Consider the following 17,719-nt stretch of genomic DNA (forward strand, 5'->3'; position numbering starts at 1 on the left):
CATAGATGCGGCTGGTCCATCGGCGATGTTCCGTTCCCATTCTTACCCGCTGCGGGCCCAGTGACGGTCCACTTTCTATGTGCTATCATTCGTATTTCCAGTAGTTGCTACATGGATCTTCTATAACTGTATCCGGTTAAAAGATGTAAATAGTTTATTCGTTCCGGAATATAGTTTAACGATCGCCATAACGGTATAGCAGCATTTTTCATCGACAGGAACTCGCTCTTCTGTGAGGTATATCAGCATAGTATCCATCTAGACAATCTAGCTTCAAGGGATAACATGGCTATAATCGTAATTTGGGAATACAGATTTAATGGCGAAATAATTCGTCATGGCCAATAGCAGAAAGCAATAAATATAACAAATTAAGCAATCGTTTGTGTAAATTGAGCAAACGATTGCTTTCATATTTCATTTTTTATTTCGGAAAAAGTGCCCTATCATTGTCACAGAGATTAAGTTCTTTAAATAGAACCGAATAAAATCCACCCCAAAATGGATTTTTCTATTGACTGTTTAGTTTGTTTTAAAATAGGTGATTTTTTAAAGGGACCAATTGGTCCCTTTAATTTTATATGAACTTTAAATTATGGATTCTAGAAGAGATTTTCTAAAAAAGGCCGGAATTTTGTCAACACTGGCTGTTTCACTTCCTGCGTTGGTGAATGCCAATGGATCAGGAGAGTCGTTTAATATGTGCGGTTATGCAGCTCCTAAAATTGATAAGGTCAGGGTAGCAGTAATTGGACTTGGTATGCGTGGACCTGGAGCTGTTGAACGACTGTCTTATATTGAAGGTTGCGAAATTGTCGCACTTTGCGACAAGCATCTAGACCGGGTCGAACGTGCAACAAAGATCGTCACATCAAAAGGTTTGAAGGCTCCCAAAGCTTATTCTGGCGAAGATGGATGGAAATCGTTGTTGAAAGAGGAAAAGCTTGACCTCGTCTACATTTGTACTCCTTGGGACTATCATACTCCTATGAGCATTGCTGCAATGAAAGCGGGTAATCACGTGGCTTGTGAAGTGCCAATCGCATTGACGATAAAAGATTGTTGGGAGGTAGTAAAGACTTCGGAAGCGACTAAGAAACATTGTATGATGTTGGAAAACTGCTGTTATGATTTCTTCGAAATGCTCACGTTGAACATGGTACGTCAAGGCTTGTTTGGAGAACTTATCCATGCCGAGGGTGCTTATATCCATGATTTGCTGGATCTGAATTTTGCAAAGAATGGTTATGATAACATGTGGCGCTTGAGAGAGAATATAAAACTGAATGGAAACTTATATCCTACGCATGGACTCGGACCTGTAGCGCAGTGCCTGAATATCAATAGAGGGGATAAAATGAATCATCTTGTCGCCATGTCTTCGAATGATTTCATGATGGGTGAAAAGGCAAAAGAATTAGCCACCAAGGATTCTTTTTTTCAGGAATTTGTCGGAAAGAACTACCGCGGAAATATGAATACAACACTTATCCGTACCGCAAAAGGAAAAACGATTATGCTGCAGCATGATGTTACTTCCCCCAGACCTTACTCCAGATTACATACACTGAGCGGTACGAAAGGTTTTGCTCAAAAATACCCGACAGAAAATATTGCATTTGGCCATGAATTCATTTCAGAGCAAAAGTTAAAAGAGCTGTATGATAAATATACGCCCGAATTGGTGAAGTATATTGGAGAGCAGGCAAAACAGGTGGGTGGACATGGTGGAATGGATTTTATGATGGATTGGCGTCTGATCGACTGTTTGCGTAATGGATTACCGCTGGATCAAGATGTCTATGATGCTGCTTCGTGGAGCTGTGTTGTACCATTGAGCTTTGAATCTGTAGCGAAGAACTGCAAGACCGTTGATATACCGGATTTTACGAAAGGAGCGTGGAAAGATAACAATCCTGTTGACATTACGCTGAAAGGTGGTGGTAATACACCTATTCGTTCAAGAGCTGCAAAAAAAGAAAATATACAATTGGGTGTATAGCTCGGTGTGTTAGTAATTAATAAAAGGGGAACTTTTTAATGTTCCCCTTTTATGTTTATCTTTAATTATGTTATTCAATCTAACCCTAATGACCTGTTTATCGTTGTTTTCCGCAAATGATACACTTTCTTGTTGTGTTGGGGAAAATATACCAACGCGGGCGGGCATAATTAAATCTCAAATCAATAAGTTAAATAGAAATACCGCTGACAAGATGATATTGGTCGAGGGCGGGACATTTCTAATGGGGAGTTCGAATTTTGAAGATAGTAAGCCATTACATCGGGTTGAATTACATTCATTTTATATGGATGAGCACGAGGTGACAAATGCGCAGTTTGCAGCGTTCGTAAAGGAAACAGGTTATGTGACAGTGGCGGAAAGGGAACTGGATCCTCAGGATTTTCCGGAAGTTGATCCCAAAATGTTGGTCGCGGGTTCAGCCGTATTCTCCAAGCCCAAAGAACTGAATTCATTAAATAATTATCTGATGTGGTGGGAATACGTTCCTGGTGCAAATTGGCAGCATCCAGAAGGACCCAATAGCTCGATAAAAAACAAAATGAATCATCCGGTTGTCCAGGTTGCCTATGAAGATGCTGCAGCTTACGCGAAATGGGCAGGCAAACGATTACCTACGGAAGCAGAATGGGAGTATGCAGCAAGAGCACGGAACGATGCGAACGACGATCTATATTACTGGGGCAAAGATTTGAAACCTCATGGACAATGGATAGCAAATATCTACCAGGGACAATTTCCTATTCAGGATTCTAAAGAAGATGGATTCGAAGGAACAGCACCCGTTAAATCATTTCAGGCAAATGCGCTAGGGCTATATGACATGGAAGGAAATGTGTGGGAATGGTGCGCTGATTTATATAGACCCGATTATTATCAGTATAGTACAATTGCTAACCCCAAAGGACCACAAGATTCTTATGATCCGCAGGAACCAAATCTGGAGAAACGCGTTCAGCGCGGTGGATCATTTCTTTGCAATGATCAATATTGTGAAAGGTATAAAGCCGGAAGTAGGGGAAAGGGCGAAGTCAACAGCCCCACCAATAATGTTGGGTTTCGTTGTGTAAAAGATATCAACTAAAAAAAGGCTTGCAATCGCAAGCCTTTTTTTAGTTGATTAATATGCCTTATTGGGCATTCAAAAACATTGATTTTTTATTGTACAATTCTCTGAAATATGGATCTTGAAGATCTTTAATAAAGCGAATTGCTTCACCAGTTGATTTCATTTCAGGACCTAATTGTTTGTCCACCTCCGGGAATTTGTTGAAAGAGAATACCGGTTCTTTAATTGCAAATCCTTTCAGCTTACGTTCGATTGTGAAGTCTTTTAATTTATTAGCGCCCAACATGACTTTAGTAGCAATATTGATGTATGGAACATCATAAGCTTTTGCGATGAAAGGAACTGTACGGGATGCACGTGGGTTAGCCTCGATAACATATACATTTTCACCTTTGACAGCAAACTGGATGTTTAGTAGACCACGGACATTTAACGCTTTTGCTAATTTGATCGAGTATTCTTCCATTTTGTCCTGAACAGCTTGTGACAAGCCAAATGGAGGCAATACCGCCGATGAGTCACCAGAGTGGATACCTGCAGGTTCGATGTGTTCCATCATACCAATGATGTGTACCTCTTCACCATCACAGATTGAATCTGATTCAGCTTCTTCGGCACGATCCAGGAAGTGATCGATCAGAATATGGTTTCCAGGAAGGTTTTTCAACAAGTTGACAACCGCTTTTTCTAAGTCTTCGTCGTTGATAACGATGCTCATCCCTTGTCCACCCAATACGTAAGAAGGACGGACCAATACAGGATATCCCACTTCGTTTGCTACTTGTAATGCTTCTTCTGCCGATGTCGCGACACCGTATCTTGGATATGGAATTTCCAATTCTTTTAAAAGATCGGAGAAACGGCCACGATCTTCTGCCAAGTCCATGTTTTCGAACGAAGTACCGATAATTTTTACACCTAACTGCTCCAGACGTTCAGCCATTTTAAGCGCTGTTTGTCCACCCAGCTGTACGATAACACCTTCTGGTTTTTCTAATTCAATGATCTCACGTACGTGTTCCCAGAATACGGGCTCGAAGTATAATTTGTCAGCCATATTAAAGTCTGTCGAAACAGTCTCTGGGTTACAGTTAACCATAATCGCTTCGTAACCACATTCTTTAGCCGCCAATAAGCCGTGTACACACGAGTAATCGAACTCGATACCTTGACCGATACGGTTTGGGCCGGAACCTAAAACGATGATTTTCTTTCTATCTGAAGAGATGGATTCGTTCTCTTCTTCGAAAGTCGAATAGTAGTATGGTGTTTGTGCAGGGAATTCTGCGGCACAAGTATCTACCATTTTGTAAACACGGTTAATGCCTAACTCCTTACGACGATCGTAAACTTGATCTTCTGTTACATTACCCAACAACCAAGCAATTTGTACATCTGAATAACCTTTTTGTTTTAAGGTCATGAAGAAATCGCGTGGGATATTGTTCAATTGGTAACGACGTAATTCTTGTTCAAGGTGTACCAACTCCTGGATCTGCACTAAGAACCATTTGTCGATACGAGTTGCTTTACGGATAGATTCCAAAGGAACGCCCAATTCGAAAGCATCTTTGATATGGAACAAGCGGTCACCACTTGGATGCTCCAGACTATCCATGATCTCGTCTAAGTTTCTCCATTGACGACCGTCGGCACCTAAACCAGCGCGGCCAGTCTCCAAGGATTGACAGGCTTTTTGTAAAGCTTCGATAAATGTACGGCCGATTGCCATAACTTCACCTACCGCTTTCATCTGTAGACCTAATTCCTTGTTTGCTCCTTTGAATTTATCGAAATTGAAACGCGGGATCTTTACGATCACATAGTCTAACGTTGGTTCAAAATATGCGGATGTTGTTTTCGTGATCTGATTTTGCAATTCATCCAAGTTGTAACCGATTGCTAATTTAGCTGCAATCTTTGCAATTGGATAACCTGTTGCTTTGGACGCCAAAGCGGAAGAGCGTGATACACGTGGATTGATTTCGATGGCAATGATTTCTTCGTTTTCTGGGTTTACAGAGAACTGAACATTACAACCACCGGCAAATGTGCCAATGGAACGCATCATCAGAATAGCCTGATTACGCATATCTTGGTAACATTTGTCTGATAATGTCATGCCCGGAGCAACCGTGATCGAGTCTCCAGTGTGGATACCCATTGGATCGAAGTTTTCAATGGTACAGATGATGATGACATTGTCGTTGGTATCACGAAGCAGTTCGAGCTCAAATTCTTTCCAACCCAATACAGCTTGTTCAACCAAAACTTCATGTGTTGGTGAAGCATGTAAACCTCTATTTAAGGCTGCATCAAAATCTTCTTTTCTGTGAACAAATCCGCCACCAGTACCAGCAAGGGTATACGAAGGGCGAATAACAAGCGGATAGCCAATTTCTTGTGCAGCTTCTTTACCTTCTAGGAATGAGTTTGCAATTTTGGATGTTGCAACGCCCACGCCAATATCAACCATTAATTGACGGAATTCTTCACGGTTTTCAGTTTTTTCAATGGCAGCAACATCAACACCGATAACTTTTACGTTGTATTTTTCCCAAAGACCTAGGTTGGAAGCTTCGATACATAAGTTCAAAGCGGTCTGTCCACCCATGGTAGGAAGTACAGCGTCAATGTTGTGTTTTTGCAAAATCTCTTCAATACTTTCGCAGGTTAATGGAAGTAAGTAGACATTGTCCGCAACAACTTTATCCGTCATGATTGTTGCAGGGTTTGAGTTGATGATGGATACTTCAATACCTTCTTCTTTCAATGAAAGGGATGCTTGAGATCCAGAATAATCAAATTCACAAGCTTGACCGATAACGATGGGACCTGATCCGATGATTAAAACCGACTTAATGGAAGTGTTTCTTGGCATTATATCTAGTTCAAAAAATTAAATTTCCTATTGTAAATCTGAGCAAAGACAATCAAAAATAGCTCATGGGGAAGGGTCATTCCGACTGCTTTGTCGGAGTGCAAAGTTACATTTTAAAATTTGAAAATTAAGTATTTATTTTAAGAATATTTAAAAAAAACATTTGGTTTGTTGGAAAGGTGCGTCTTAAAATGCAAAAACGAGTTAAAAAACATAAGTAAAATGTTCTCCAACTCGTATTGGATAAGGGTGTTCGATTTTGTTAATAGACGATTATTTCGTCCGTAAATAGGAAGCCCTTTTTAGTGTTGCTCGCTTTGATTTTGATATAACGCGCTTGCTGCGCTTTGTCCAGCTTAAGTTCAAACCTTTTAAAAGTCAATTTTGATTCTTTATCGGAGATGTCATTTTTAATCGTTCCGACGGATCTAAAAGTACGGCCATTATCCGAAAGCAGCACTTCCATTTCTCCGGGCATATACACACCAGGTCCAATAAGCTGCATGAAATTCATGGCTACCAAATGTATTTCTTCTCTTCTCTCCATATCGACAACAACATCAATAGGGCTCGTGAATCCTTGCCATTGCCCATCATGATAGGAGAGCCCGCCCATGATTCCGTTTGTTAAGGTCGAATCTTTTTGTGCCGGATACCCCGACCATGGTGAATTGTAGGTTACCTTTTTTCCAATGGCGCGGTGGATATCAATAGCAAAGGATAGCGTAGGGCCTATTTTGATCGAATCTTGAAAATACGCGGCATTGATATGTCCTGTAGAGCTCAATTCAAATGGCCCCGTATACGGTGTTGACTGGATGGTAGGCTCACTGCCATCTATCGTATATCGAATCTGATCTGTTTTAAGTTGTTCTGTTGTTAACGTGATTTTATTGTTGTTTTTTGCGGCATTGTATGTTGCCGTATAAGCGACATTATAGGAAGGACGATAATAGTTAACGTTCAGATCCTGTAATAGCTTGTAATGAGATTGTAGTCGGCGCTGAAAGTCTGCCCAGTTCTTCGCATCTTTGTTGGTCCAGTTGACCTCAGCCAATGCTAGCGCCCGTGGAAATACCATATATTCGAGATGTTCGGTGGTAGGGATATATTCTGTCCATATATTGGCCTGTGCACCGAGAATATGCTTGGCTTTATCTCCTTGTATGGCTGATGGAATTGGATCATAGGAATAGACCTTATCCAGAGTCAGATAGCCGCCGATGGCTTCAGGCTGTGTACGAGGGTCTGTCTGATAAGAATCAAAATAGAGGTGTGACCCTGGAGTCATGATGACATCGTGACCGGCATTAGCGGCCTTTATGCCGCCATCTTCACCGCGCCAGCTCATGACCGTCGCCCCTTCAGTGAGGCCGCCTTCCAGAATTTCGTCCCAACCGATCAGTTTCCTCCCTTTGGATTGCAAGTATACGTCCATTTGCTTGATCGCATAACTCTGCAGTTCATCGACAGATTTTAATCCTTCTTTTTGCATGAGTGCCTGATCTTTTGGACAGGTTTCCCAATGCTTTTTCTCGGCTTCATCACCGCCGATATGGATGTACGGAGAAGGGAATATCGTAAGGACTTCATCCAATACATTTTTTAAGAACTCAAAGGTTTTTTCATTTCCGATACAGAATTCGCCTTGACTATAAGGTTTTCCTGAACAAGAGAGTTCCGGATAGACGGCCAATACTTCTTCAGAATGTCCTGGCATTTCAATCTCAGGGATGACATTGATTCCTTTTCTGGCGGCATAATCGACCAATTCGCGAGCCTCTTCCTGCGTATAGAATCCACCGCTGGCATTAGGCGTACCTTTGTCTACATACTGGCGACCATTATTCCACCAATCTTTCCAGCTTGTATGGGTACGCCAGGCGGCTTTTTGCGTCAATTCAGGATATTTTTTGATTTCGAGCCGCCATCCAGCGCCGTCGGTTAAATGCCAATGAAAGTTGTTGAACTTATAGATGGCCATGATGTCGATATACTTTTTTACAAAGGATAAGGGCATAAAATGGCGCGATACATCCAGGTGTAGGCCACGGTAGGTAAAGCGAGGCTCATCGACTATTGTCGCATAGGCTATTTTACCTGGGTCAGCTTGTAGGTAGCCTAATTGAATGAGGGTATAAATCCCATTGATAACCTGAGGCACATTCCACGCTCTGAGTAGAAGGCCTTTTTCATCGATTTGAATGGAGTAGGTATTTTTGCTCACATTGTCAGCGTCGACAGCTTTAACAATTCGAAAACCTTCTTTTGGTGCTTTTTTATTTTTCTTGAGTACTTCGACAGTTAAACTTTTAATGGCAGGATGTTCCGTAAGCAGCTGGGCCGCTTCCTGAAACTCATCTGAAACAATGACCGGGACATGCGCAGGAATGGTGTATGTCCCTGTAGCCAATATGATTTTCGAAGGTTTGGGTATAATGTCAAAGTTGGTTTGGGCCTGTGCAGCAAAGATGGAGGCACCCCCAAGTAACAATATGGATAAAGATTGGCTCAGTCGCATAGTTTTGTTGTTAGATTAATGATAACCAACACAAATATCTTAATTTTTGTTTCATTATTGCATTACCGCATACAATCGGTCATTTTTTATGATATAAAACCAACAAATTGACGGTTAGAAATTACATTTTTAATCCTTAACTTTGTTGTATGATTGAACTTCCAGTTATTCCGGCAACTCCTGCACAGCGCAAGCCTGATTGGTTGCGTGTCAAATTGCCTGTTGGTAAAGAATATAGACATGTCAGAAGTCTTGTAGACGAGCATAAATTACATACAATTTGTGAGAGTGGAAATTGTCCGAATATGGGCGAATGTTGGGGGGCTGGAACGGCAACCTTCATGATTTTGGGGAATATCTGTACACGTTCTTGTTCGTTTTGTGCGGTAGCAACTGGCCGGCCGCTAGCGGTAGATTTGGATGAACCAAATCGGGTGGCGAATTCGGTTAAGTTGATGCAGGTTAAACATTGTGTGATTACTTCGGTAGATCGCGACGATCTAAAGGATGGTGGTTCAATTATTTGGGCCGAGACCATCAACGCTATCCGCAGAGAAAGCCCTGAAACGACATTGGAAACACTTCTGCCGGATTTTAAAGGACAATGGGATAATTTAGACCGCGTGATCGCAGTTCGCCCCGAGGTTGTTTCACACAACTTGGAAACGGTTCGCCGTCTGACAAGAGAGGTTCGTGTTCAAGCGAAATATGATCGTTCATTGGAATGTCTGCGCAGAATTTCTGAAGCGGGTCTCCGTACAAAATCAGGTATTATGCTTGGTTTGGGTGAAACAGAAGAAGATGTGATCGAGGCCATGCAAGATCTATATAATGTTGGCGTACACATTTTGACCTTGGGTCAATATTTACAGCCTACAAAAGCTCACCATCCGGTTATCGAGTGGATCACACCGGCGCAGTTTGAGAAATATCAGAAAATCGGTTTGGAAATGGGATTCAAGTATGTAGAATCTGGACCATTGGTACGTTCATCTTACCATGCTGAAAAACATTTATTCGACATGCAATAGAAAACGGGTTTAAAGTTTTTTTGGAAGGTATATTTCGCCTTATAGTGGAATTATCTTTTCAAGATATAAAAAAGAAGCCTGAGTGATTTTTCGCTCAGGCTTCTTTTTTCTGAAAATACCCGATTTGGTGAGTTAAAAAGCCTTTCGCTCATTTTCAATACTACTGGCCGGCTTGAAAATAGAAAACTTCGATCGGAAGATATTGGTCTATAGGCGCAATAATAAAACAACAATAGACGAACATTAGGCCAACGCAATTGTCTTTTTCCGAGGTGGTCTGATGCCTTAGAGGTTAAAAACTGTACGCAGTAAAATGGTTCTTCCCCGAAGCTCAAATTCACTCTGGGCAATCATATTGGCGGTCATCATATAGGTGCGATAGTTTTTGATATTGGCCAAATTATTCATTTCCAATTCGAAGTCCATTTTCCATTTGTTGACCTTATAGCGCGCAAAAAAGTCTATGAAGGTGTAACTTGCATTCTTCATGTCTGTTTGGAAAGTAGCGAGATTGCGGATGTTCACACGCATGAAGCCGTTTTGGAAGGGGTTAACCGGGAAGCCTATATTATGCATCATTGTGGTGGTTTTATTTTGGATCACATTGCCCAGCCCTTGTTGTTTACTCCAGCTCCAATTGAATAGTCCTGAATAGGAAATGTGATAAGATTGAAAGACTTTAGCTTCTATACTAGGCTGAAATTGATAGCTTATACTTCGAATAGGGACTAGGGCATTGTTTAACAATTGATTGTATTTGAAGTAAGAAATGCTTCCTTTTAGTTTGAGGGTACTTGCCAGGGGGAAAATGTATTTATCAAACCCGATCTGTGAAGACCATCGCTCCTGCAGGTTATCCATATTGACCAGGATATTTTCGGTGATGTTATTTTTTATAACGGAAGATAATATCGTGTTGGAAAGTGATCTTGAATAGCTGATACCAGCATGTGCAAATAATACTTTTAGGGTACGTGCGAGATTGTAATTCAGATTAAATGAATGCTTTTGAGATTCATTTAGCGCCGCATTATTTTGGCTCAGCATTCTATAGTTACGTAATACTGCTCCGCGGTATATGTCTTCAATGTTACCAATGTCCTGTGCGTACTGATAGTTAAATTGAAGATAATCTTCTTGAGAAACCTGCCATCGTGCTTTTAGATTGGGATTGACCAGCACTGAATTTTTGGAGCTCGTCAACTCCTGACCGTCATCTTCATAATGTGTATATAGATAGTTCACCGGAATATCCAACTGGGTTTCAAACCATTTGTTTTTCCAGGAATATTGAGGTGTAATGAATGCTTGGGTTCTGTTCCAATGCAGATCATTATGCATCCTTTCGCCGAGTGGCCGACTACCTTGGTCATTGTCCGCTATGGTTAGTAAAGAGTTGAAATGTTGACGATCTGTATTGAATCCAATTTGATAGTACTGCTTTATTCTACCTTTATTGAAGCGATAACCTGTACTGATCTCTGTAAAAAATGAGGGTACATCAATTTGCTGAAGACTACTTTTATAGGGAATGCTATCGTTGAGTATTTCAGGAAAAACACCGGGATAGATCTGTAAAGACTGTGGCTTGCTGCCATAATTTAGAGACCAGTTAATAGCAATGATGTCGTTATTTTTAAGTTGCGGGATATAACTGAACAAGTTACTGAATCCCTTAATGTGGTGTTTTTGGAATTGGTCGATTTGGCCCGAAGAGTTTGTTAGCAATGCTGTTATATCTTTTTTTTCATACTCAAGTGATAAGCTATTGCTCGCATATTTCTGTTCCGTATTGGTGGATGCCGAAAGCCTGGCCGCGCCAAGCCACCGCGCTGTTTTTAGGTGATTTTGTTCATTAAAATAAACATCACCCTCATCGAGCAGGTATTGTGTACTGGAAGCATTATTTTGCTTGTCGGTATCGTATAATACCTGAATATTGGATTTTAATTGCCAGCCATTTTTGAGATTATATAAGTTATTGGTATTGAGTAAGCCTGTATTGTTGAAATAATAATTATTTTTAGGTATGTTGGGACTGCCTGTTGTACTGGTCGCCAGAAGATTATTGATTGCCGAGCTGCCAAATTTGGCCAATAAAGATGACTGATTGCCGCCGATGATATCCCCAGAAAGATCTTTACCGGTATTATTCCCGCTGAGGACATTGAGCATCTTTACTTTTTTGTTGAATAAGATGGAATTCAGTTCGGGATCGTACAGACTAGGGGGACCGGCAGCGATTTTAGCCTGTCCCGTGAGTTTTAACTTCGCTTCGTCTTTAATAACCAGGTTAATAGCAACGTCGTCTGTAAATCTTTTATTTTTGAGAACCTTATAATGTTCATGGTTGTCGAGCACCTGAATGTCCTTCACCATTTTGTGTGGGATAGTCCGTGTACCGATTCCATAGCGATTTTCCAATAGGTCGTCCCCGTCGATGTAAAGTTTAGAAACGGTTTTGTCCTGGTATTTAATAAGACCCGATTCAGTCACTTCCATGCCAGGAAGGCGCTTGATGACATCACCGATATTTCGGTCTTCTTCTTTGGCAAAAGAGCCAACATCGTAGGAGATGGTATCATTGGAACGGGTGACCTTTGGCTTGCTTTTTACAACGACATCTTGCAATAGATTGTTTTTTGGAAGGAGTATAATCCGGAGATTTGAGGTCTGAGAACCAAGTTTACGTTCAAATTTCTCATAGGTTAGGTGGTTGATCTGCAGGTAGATGTTTGTGTAGTCCTTCGTTAAGGTAACGGCAAAGCGACCCTCTTTATCCGTCGGTTTAAAGGCAATAATTTTATTTCCTGAGAGGATATTAACACTGGCGTAGGGTACAGTACGAAATGTTTTATCCACTTGGACTGTTCCACTAATCGTTTGCTGGGCAAAGATGCTCTGCCCAAGCAATACGACTATTAATAAACATAGAAATACTTTCATTAAGGCGTCAGCTCTATCGGATTATTGGTAACTTTTGAAGGTTTGTATTTATCGTCTTTTGAAATATTGAAACTCTTTATTTTTGACGGATCCAAAGCACCAACCGGGGAGCCCCCTCCAGAGCCGGAACTGGATTTAACCACGGCCATGTTTCCTGATGAACCTACACTGATGGTTCTGTTTTTTCCCGACTGCGCTTGCAGGTAGGCTTGCGGATTGGCTTTAAAGGCTTCCTGAATTTTTTTTACTTCTTCTGCAGTGGTTGTGATGACATTCTGCGGCAGAGCGACCGAGGTTTTGCCATCCTCAATTTTGTCGAATCCAGCGTAAGCAAAAATTACTTCATTTTTTGTGTCTCGGGCATCCAGGATTAGACCGGGAAGACCATGGAGTTTCCAGGGACCATAGGGAAACGGCAGTTCGGTTGTAAACCAGGCGATATAGGTTCGGCCTTTAAATGTTGTTTTTGCGTTCTGACAATGGTATCCACCAATCTCTTTCTGATCGCTCAGCATTTCCCAATCTTGTGTGGGGTAGGACTGTGGAATGGCAAAATTGTCGCTGGCAACACTAATCACTTCGGTCATTTTGTTTTGATTGGCGTCTAATAAATAGGAAGAACTTGATGGCGTAGAGCGCTTAGTAATGGTTAGTGTACCGTCGAAGCCAGGGCCCTCCATTTGTCTCTTGACCTCTTCCTGCATACGCTTGGTCGAGTAGGAAGTATAATAGCTTCCTTGTTGATTGAGGTAGGTAACAGTTTCGTCTCGTATAAATTGATCCAGTTGGGTGCTATCGTTTACATGTTTGAATTCGTAGTGAACCTTGGCAATAGCTGGGGCACTTTCTTGTGCAAATGATAACTGTGTCATGACAGCTAGTAGAAATGATAATGTATATTTCATAAAATTATGTTTATATCGTAAATGTACGAAATATTCGTAATAATCAAGATTTATTTCATTTTCGCGCTTGATTTTTGGAAGGCAAAGGAAATAGAGATCAGTACAAGGCTCGTTACTAACGGGTTATTGAGTGGTTCTATTCGTGTTGCTATTAAAAACCGTCTCGCCAGCAATGACTGTCCGTTCTGTTTTTACATTTCGCAGTTGCTCATTCGGGATGTTCAAGATATCCTTTTCGAGGATAACAAAATCCGCATCTTTTCCAACTTCGATGCTGCCCCGTTTCTTGTCTTGAAAGCACGAGAATGCCGCCCATATGGTCATTCCTCGCAGGGCATCTTCACGGCTTATCGCGTCTTGCATCTGAAATCCCTGGTCTGGATACCCTTTTTTGTCGACACGAGCCACTGCTGCATGGAAACCATATAAAGGATTGAAGTGTTCTACCGGGAAATCACTTCCCAAAGCGAGTTTCCCGTATTCTTCCAACAGATGCTTATAAGCATAAGCGCCTTTCATACGTTCTGCCCCTAGCCGGTCTTTGGCCCAGTACATATCTGAGGTGGCATGTGTGGGCTGTACTGAAGGGATGATTTGGTACTCTCTAAATTTGTCAAAATCTGTAGGCGATATAATCTGAGCGTGCTCAATACGCCATCTCCGGTCATTGTTATTGTGCGGGTATTTGCCGTAGATATCCAAGATAATACGATTGGCCGAATCGCCTATGGCATGGGTATTTGCCTGAAATTTGCTTGCAGCGATCTGTTTGATCATTTCTTCATACTCCTGCGGACTATGAAGTAAAAAACCATGTGTGGGTGCATCATGGTAATGGGCGAGGAGGCAGGCTCCACGGGAACCCAGCGCACCATCGGCAAGTAGTTTAAACCCTTTGATTTCGAACCGGTCGGTCTCATAGAAACCTTGGTCGATAAATGATTTTATATTTTGAGGACTACCGAGGATCATGGCATAATCTCTGATTTTTAGCTGGCCTTCGCGGTAGTATTTTTTTAAAAGTTCGAGTCTCTCTTTTGATAAACCTGCATCAACAATTGAGGTAAGACCTACAGAAAGTAAAGAGTCCTGTGTGCGTTTGATCATTCTTAAGTATTCCTTTTCGTTGGGAACAGGGATTGTCTTATTGACAAGCTCCATTGCATTGTCGATCAACAGACCATTTGGTATGTTATTGATCCCCCCGACCACCCCACCGCGGATGCTGGGAGTACTGGTTAATTTGGCCCATTCCAGCGCTTTGGAATTGGCGACGGCCGCATGATAATCTACCCGCATAAGATAAACGGGAATATCAGGGAATGCTTTATCCAACAAATCTTTGGTGGGAAAAGCTTTATCTTTCCAGCGATTTTGGTCCCAACCTGCACCGATCAGCCAGGTTTTGTCTGGATTCTTCTGCCTGTAGTTTTTGACACGTTGAATGATCTCTTCAAAGGAGTCAGCCCCGTTTAGATCGACTTGATCCATTAATTCGGCTTCGTCAAACAGATGCGCATGGGCGTCATAAAATCCGGGGTAAATGGGTTTTCCTTCTGCATCAATCTTTTCCTTTGCTTTATATTTCCGCTGTATTTCATCATCCGAACCGATGGCTATAAATTTACCATCTTTGACCGCAAATGCCTGTGCTGTACTAAATGTGGAATCTACGGTATATACTTGCGCATGATATACAATAAAGTCCACTTTGGTTTGTGGAGAGCATGCGATGATCGTCAAGCAGAAAAAAAGAATGGTTATTGGAAGGGTTTTCATAGCCTAAAAATAGAAAAAAGCTTTTAATAAACTGCATCTGAGTTAGTGGCAAGGTATACTGGAGCTCAGGTTTGAGGTTTTGACAGGTTGGTGGAATGCCCTTTGGCAAAGAACCTAGGCTATTTTATGGTGTATGGCTAAGAAAAAGATAACCTGTTAAGTAATGAAATATGAAACGTTCCTTGAAGGAAGGATATGGGGATACACTGTATGCTGCTGCATTTTAAAAAGCAAAAAAGGCTATCCAATTAAATTTGGATAGCCTTTTCAATTCAAAAATCAAAATACGTGATTAACAGTACTCGTCAAATGCTGCGACTAAGTTGTCAGCGATCATTTGAGCTGGGCGACCTTCAATCATATGTCTTTCAATCATGTGTACCAGTTTTCCGTCTTTGAACAAAGCCATTGCTGGAGAAGATGGCGGATAAGGCAACATGTAATTACGAGCAGTGTTAACAGCATCCGTTTCCATACCTGCAAAAACAGTTACTAATTTAGCAGGGTGTTTTTCATTTTTGACAGCAGCTTTTGCAGCAGGACGAGCATTTGCTGCCGCACAACCGCAAACAGAGTTTACAACCACAAAAACGGTTCCTTCTGATGCAATCGCCTGATCAACTGCTTCAGGTGTTTTTAATTCTTCGAATCCTGCATCAACTAATTCTTGACGCATTGGAGCTACTAAATATTCTGGATACATTATTTCTTAAGTAAAATGTTAATATTCTATTTCAATTGTGTGTGATAAAACTTCCTATCCTTGACCTAGATCGGGTCAGGCACCGCAAGTTCTATTTCACTTGTACAAATATAGCTGTAAAAGGCAGCTTCGTCAAGATGCTTGTCTCAAATCAATGTCAGAAAATCGTTTACTGCGCGAAGTCCATTTTCAAGACGCTGCTCACCGAGCCCAGACACAATGCGATATTGTGCATGAAGGGCTGTCAATTCACCTTTCCAGATTTCCATAAAATGATCCCGTTGTTCGGGGAAATCTCGTAACGGATCATCCTGCCAGGGCAGATCGATATCCATCAGGAGATAAAGGTCGTAGGGATGTTGCTGGATTTTATCGGTAACTTCTTCTGGAGTATGGCCAAATAGATAATCAGACCAGATTTTTACGGTAAGGAAGGTCGTGTCGCAAATAAGAATTTGTCCTTGAGCTAATGGAACCAGTGCTTCTTCAAGTGCGACCTGTCCATAAAACATATTGACTTCGTCCTGTAAGGTGTATTTATTGTTGAGGCCTTGACAATAATAGCGTGAATATTCGGGTACACATACCGTTTTAAACTCTTTGGCAAGAAACTGTGCCATCGTTGATTTTCCAGTAGACTCGGGGCCAACAACAGCAATTTTTATACATTCTTTTCCCACATCGATCGTTTTGATAGGCAATATTACGCAAAATTTTTATAGGTTTTCTGCCAATCGCGGTAGCCATTCCAGGCGATGACCGCGAAGACAAAATAAAGCACGGCTGTCAACATAAGATCTTTATGGATGTAGAGTGGGATATAACAAATGTCTACAAACACCCAAAGTAGCCAGTTCTGGAGGACTTTTCTGGTCATCAGGAATTGGGCGACAAAACTTACCGATGTACAGAATGCATCAATGTAGGGCACATCCGAATTAGTTTTGCGGTCGAGAAGGTACCCGATGGAGATGGTGAGGATAAATATGGCTAAACAGCAGAGAAGCAATTGATTGCTGTTAGCATTGACGATGGGTTTCTTTTTTTCCTCTTTTCGTTTTATCCAATAGTACCAGCCGTAAACAGCAGTAGATAAAAAGTAGAATTGCAGGACAGTGTCTCCGTATAGTTTGGCATCATAAAACAGAATAGCATAGGACGCCACGCTGATGATACTAATCGGCCAATTCCATATGTTTTGCTTAGCGGCCAAATAGACACAAAGGAAGCCTGTCAGTGTACCTAACCATTCGAGCCAAGAGGTATGGGCAAATTGGCGGGCAATCTGCTGAAAAAAATCCTGCATGTGGTGTGTTAAAAATTACACCCTAAATATACAAAGTCCAACCAATAGTCAGTAATTGTTTATCCAATAGTCGATTATTGAACCTGTTTATTGGCACAGTTGGTACTGGCAAAAGACTCCGGCTTAGCCTTAAAGACAAATCCCATACCCATAATATAGCCCATGGCTTCTTTTAGAGCAACATTCGACTGGAAACTTGGATTGGTGTTGATGTCGGCGTGGACTTCAAGGTCCACTTTGTGTTTTTCGAGGAGGGGGCAGAGTTGATAGGCTATATCGATGGATTTTTGCACTTCGAGCAGCATCCTCTCTTTAATGCTCATTCGGTGATGCCTTTTGTCACGTTGGATAAACATAAATCCACCTTTATGTTCCCTGAGAAAGACGATGACTGTTGCGAAGTCGATGATGCCCCGCTTGACTTGGGAATCGGTGCCGATGTAAACCTTGAGCTTATTCCCGAGGGCGTCTTCGCGTTTTATGACTTCTTCAACAGCATCGAAAATTGTGGAGCGAATGGATTCGCCATTGTATTTTTGCCATCTCATAGCGATA

12 protein-coding genes are annotated in these 17,719 nt (G+C 41.5%); 3 read left to right on the top strand and 9 right to left on the bottom strand.

Annotated features, from left to right (window positions below; all coding sequences use genetic code 11):
- The first annotated feature begins 595 nt into the window (after positions 1 to 595).
- A complete protein-coding gene (locus tag B3E00_RS16980) occupies positions 596 to 2,002 on the top strand; it encodes a Gfo/Idh/MocA family protein (RefSeq protein WP_293939441.1) in 1,407 nt (468 codons plus the stop codon).
- Positions 2,003 to 2,069: 67 nt separating this feature from the next.
- Entirely contained in the window at positions 2,070 to 3,107 is a 1,038-nt protein-coding gene (locus tag B3E00_RS16985; protein ID WP_293939443.1) for a formylglycine-generating enzyme family protein, read from the top strand.
- 46 nt (positions 3,108 to 3,153) lie between these two features.
- Here B3E00_RS16985 and carB read toward each other — a convergent pair whose 3' ends face one another.
- Both carB and B3E00_RS16995 read right to left on the bottom strand, forming a co-directional pair.
- Complete coding sequence (carB, locus tag B3E00_RS16990) at positions 3,154 to 5,973, bottom strand: carbamoyl-phosphate synthase large subunit (RefSeq protein WP_209578755.1); 2,820 nt, start codon at positions 5,971 to 5,973, stop codon at positions 3,154 to 3,156.
- Between the two features lie 262 nt (positions 5,974 to 6,235).
- Positions 6,236 to 8,494, bottom strand: coding sequence for a beta-N-acetylhexosaminidase (locus B3E00_RS16995; protein WP_293939445.1), 2,259 nt, complete (start codon positions 8,492 to 8,494; stop codon positions 6,236 to 6,238).
- Positions 8,495 to 8,643: 149 nt separating this feature from the next.
- Between B3E00_RS16995 and lipA the strand changes: the two genes are divergently transcribed.
- Positions 8,644 to 9,525: a lipoyl synthase gene (gene lipA, locus B3E00_RS17000; protein WP_046672297.1), complete on the top strand. Its 882-nt coding sequence runs from the start codon at positions 8,644 to 8,646 to the stop codon at positions 9,523 to 9,525.
- A gap of 285 nt (positions 9,526 to 9,810) precedes the next feature.
- On the opposite strand, the gene B3E00_RS17005 is transcribed toward lipA, so the two are convergent.
- From B3E00_RS17005 to B3E00_RS17035, 7 genes are all read right to left on the bottom strand, one after another.
- The gene (locus B3E00_RS17005) at positions 9,811 to 12,471 is read right to left on the bottom strand and encodes a hypothetical protein (RefSeq protein WP_293939447.1); all 2,661 of its coding nucleotides are present in this window, start codon (positions 12,469 to 12,471) and stop codon (positions 9,811 to 9,813) included.
- A complete protein-coding gene (locus tag B3E00_RS17010; protein ID WP_293879479.1) occupies positions 12,471 to 13,376 on the bottom strand; it encodes a GLPGLI family protein in 906 nt (301 codons plus the stop codon). Before B3E00_RS17010 ends, B3E00_RS17005 begins: the two co-directional genes overlap by 1 nt.
- Before the next feature lie 123 nt (positions 13,377 to 13,499).
- Complete coding sequence (locus B3E00_RS17015; protein WP_293879480.1) at positions 13,500 to 15,155, bottom strand: amidohydrolase; 1,656 nt, start codon at positions 15,153 to 15,155, stop codon at positions 13,500 to 13,502.
- A gap of 292 nt (positions 15,156 to 15,447) precedes the next feature.
- Entirely contained in the window at positions 15,448 to 15,858 is a 411-nt protein-coding gene (locus B3E00_RS17020) for a BrxA/BrxB family bacilliredoxin (RefSeq protein ID WP_209578750.1), read from the bottom strand.
- Between the two features lie 146 nt (positions 15,859 to 16,004).
- Complete coding sequence (locus tag B3E00_RS17025; protein WP_293939449.1) at positions 16,005 to 16,538, bottom strand: ATP-binding protein; 534 nt, start codon at positions 16,536 to 16,538, stop codon at positions 16,005 to 16,007.
- 23 nt (positions 16,539 to 16,561) lie between these two features.
- Positions 16,562 to 17,164 (bottom strand): nicotinamide riboside transporter PnuC, encoded by a 603-nt coding sequence (pnuC, locus tag B3E00_RS17030; protein ID WP_209578748.1) that lies wholly within the window; start codon positions 17,162 to 17,164, stop codon positions 16,562 to 16,564.
- Between the two features lie 74 nt (positions 17,165 to 17,238).
- A complete protein-coding gene (locus B3E00_RS17035) occupies positions 17,239 to 17,712 on the bottom strand; it encodes a ribonuclease H-like YkuK family protein (protein WP_209578747.1) in 474 nt (157 codons plus the stop codon).
- Positions 17,713 to 17,719: the final 7 nt, after the last annotated feature.

The organism is Sphingobacterium sp. UBA5996 (assembly GCF_002429765.1).
Taxonomy (GTDB): domain Bacteria; phylum Bacteroidota; class Bacteroidia; order Sphingobacteriales; family Sphingobacteriaceae; genus Sphingobacterium.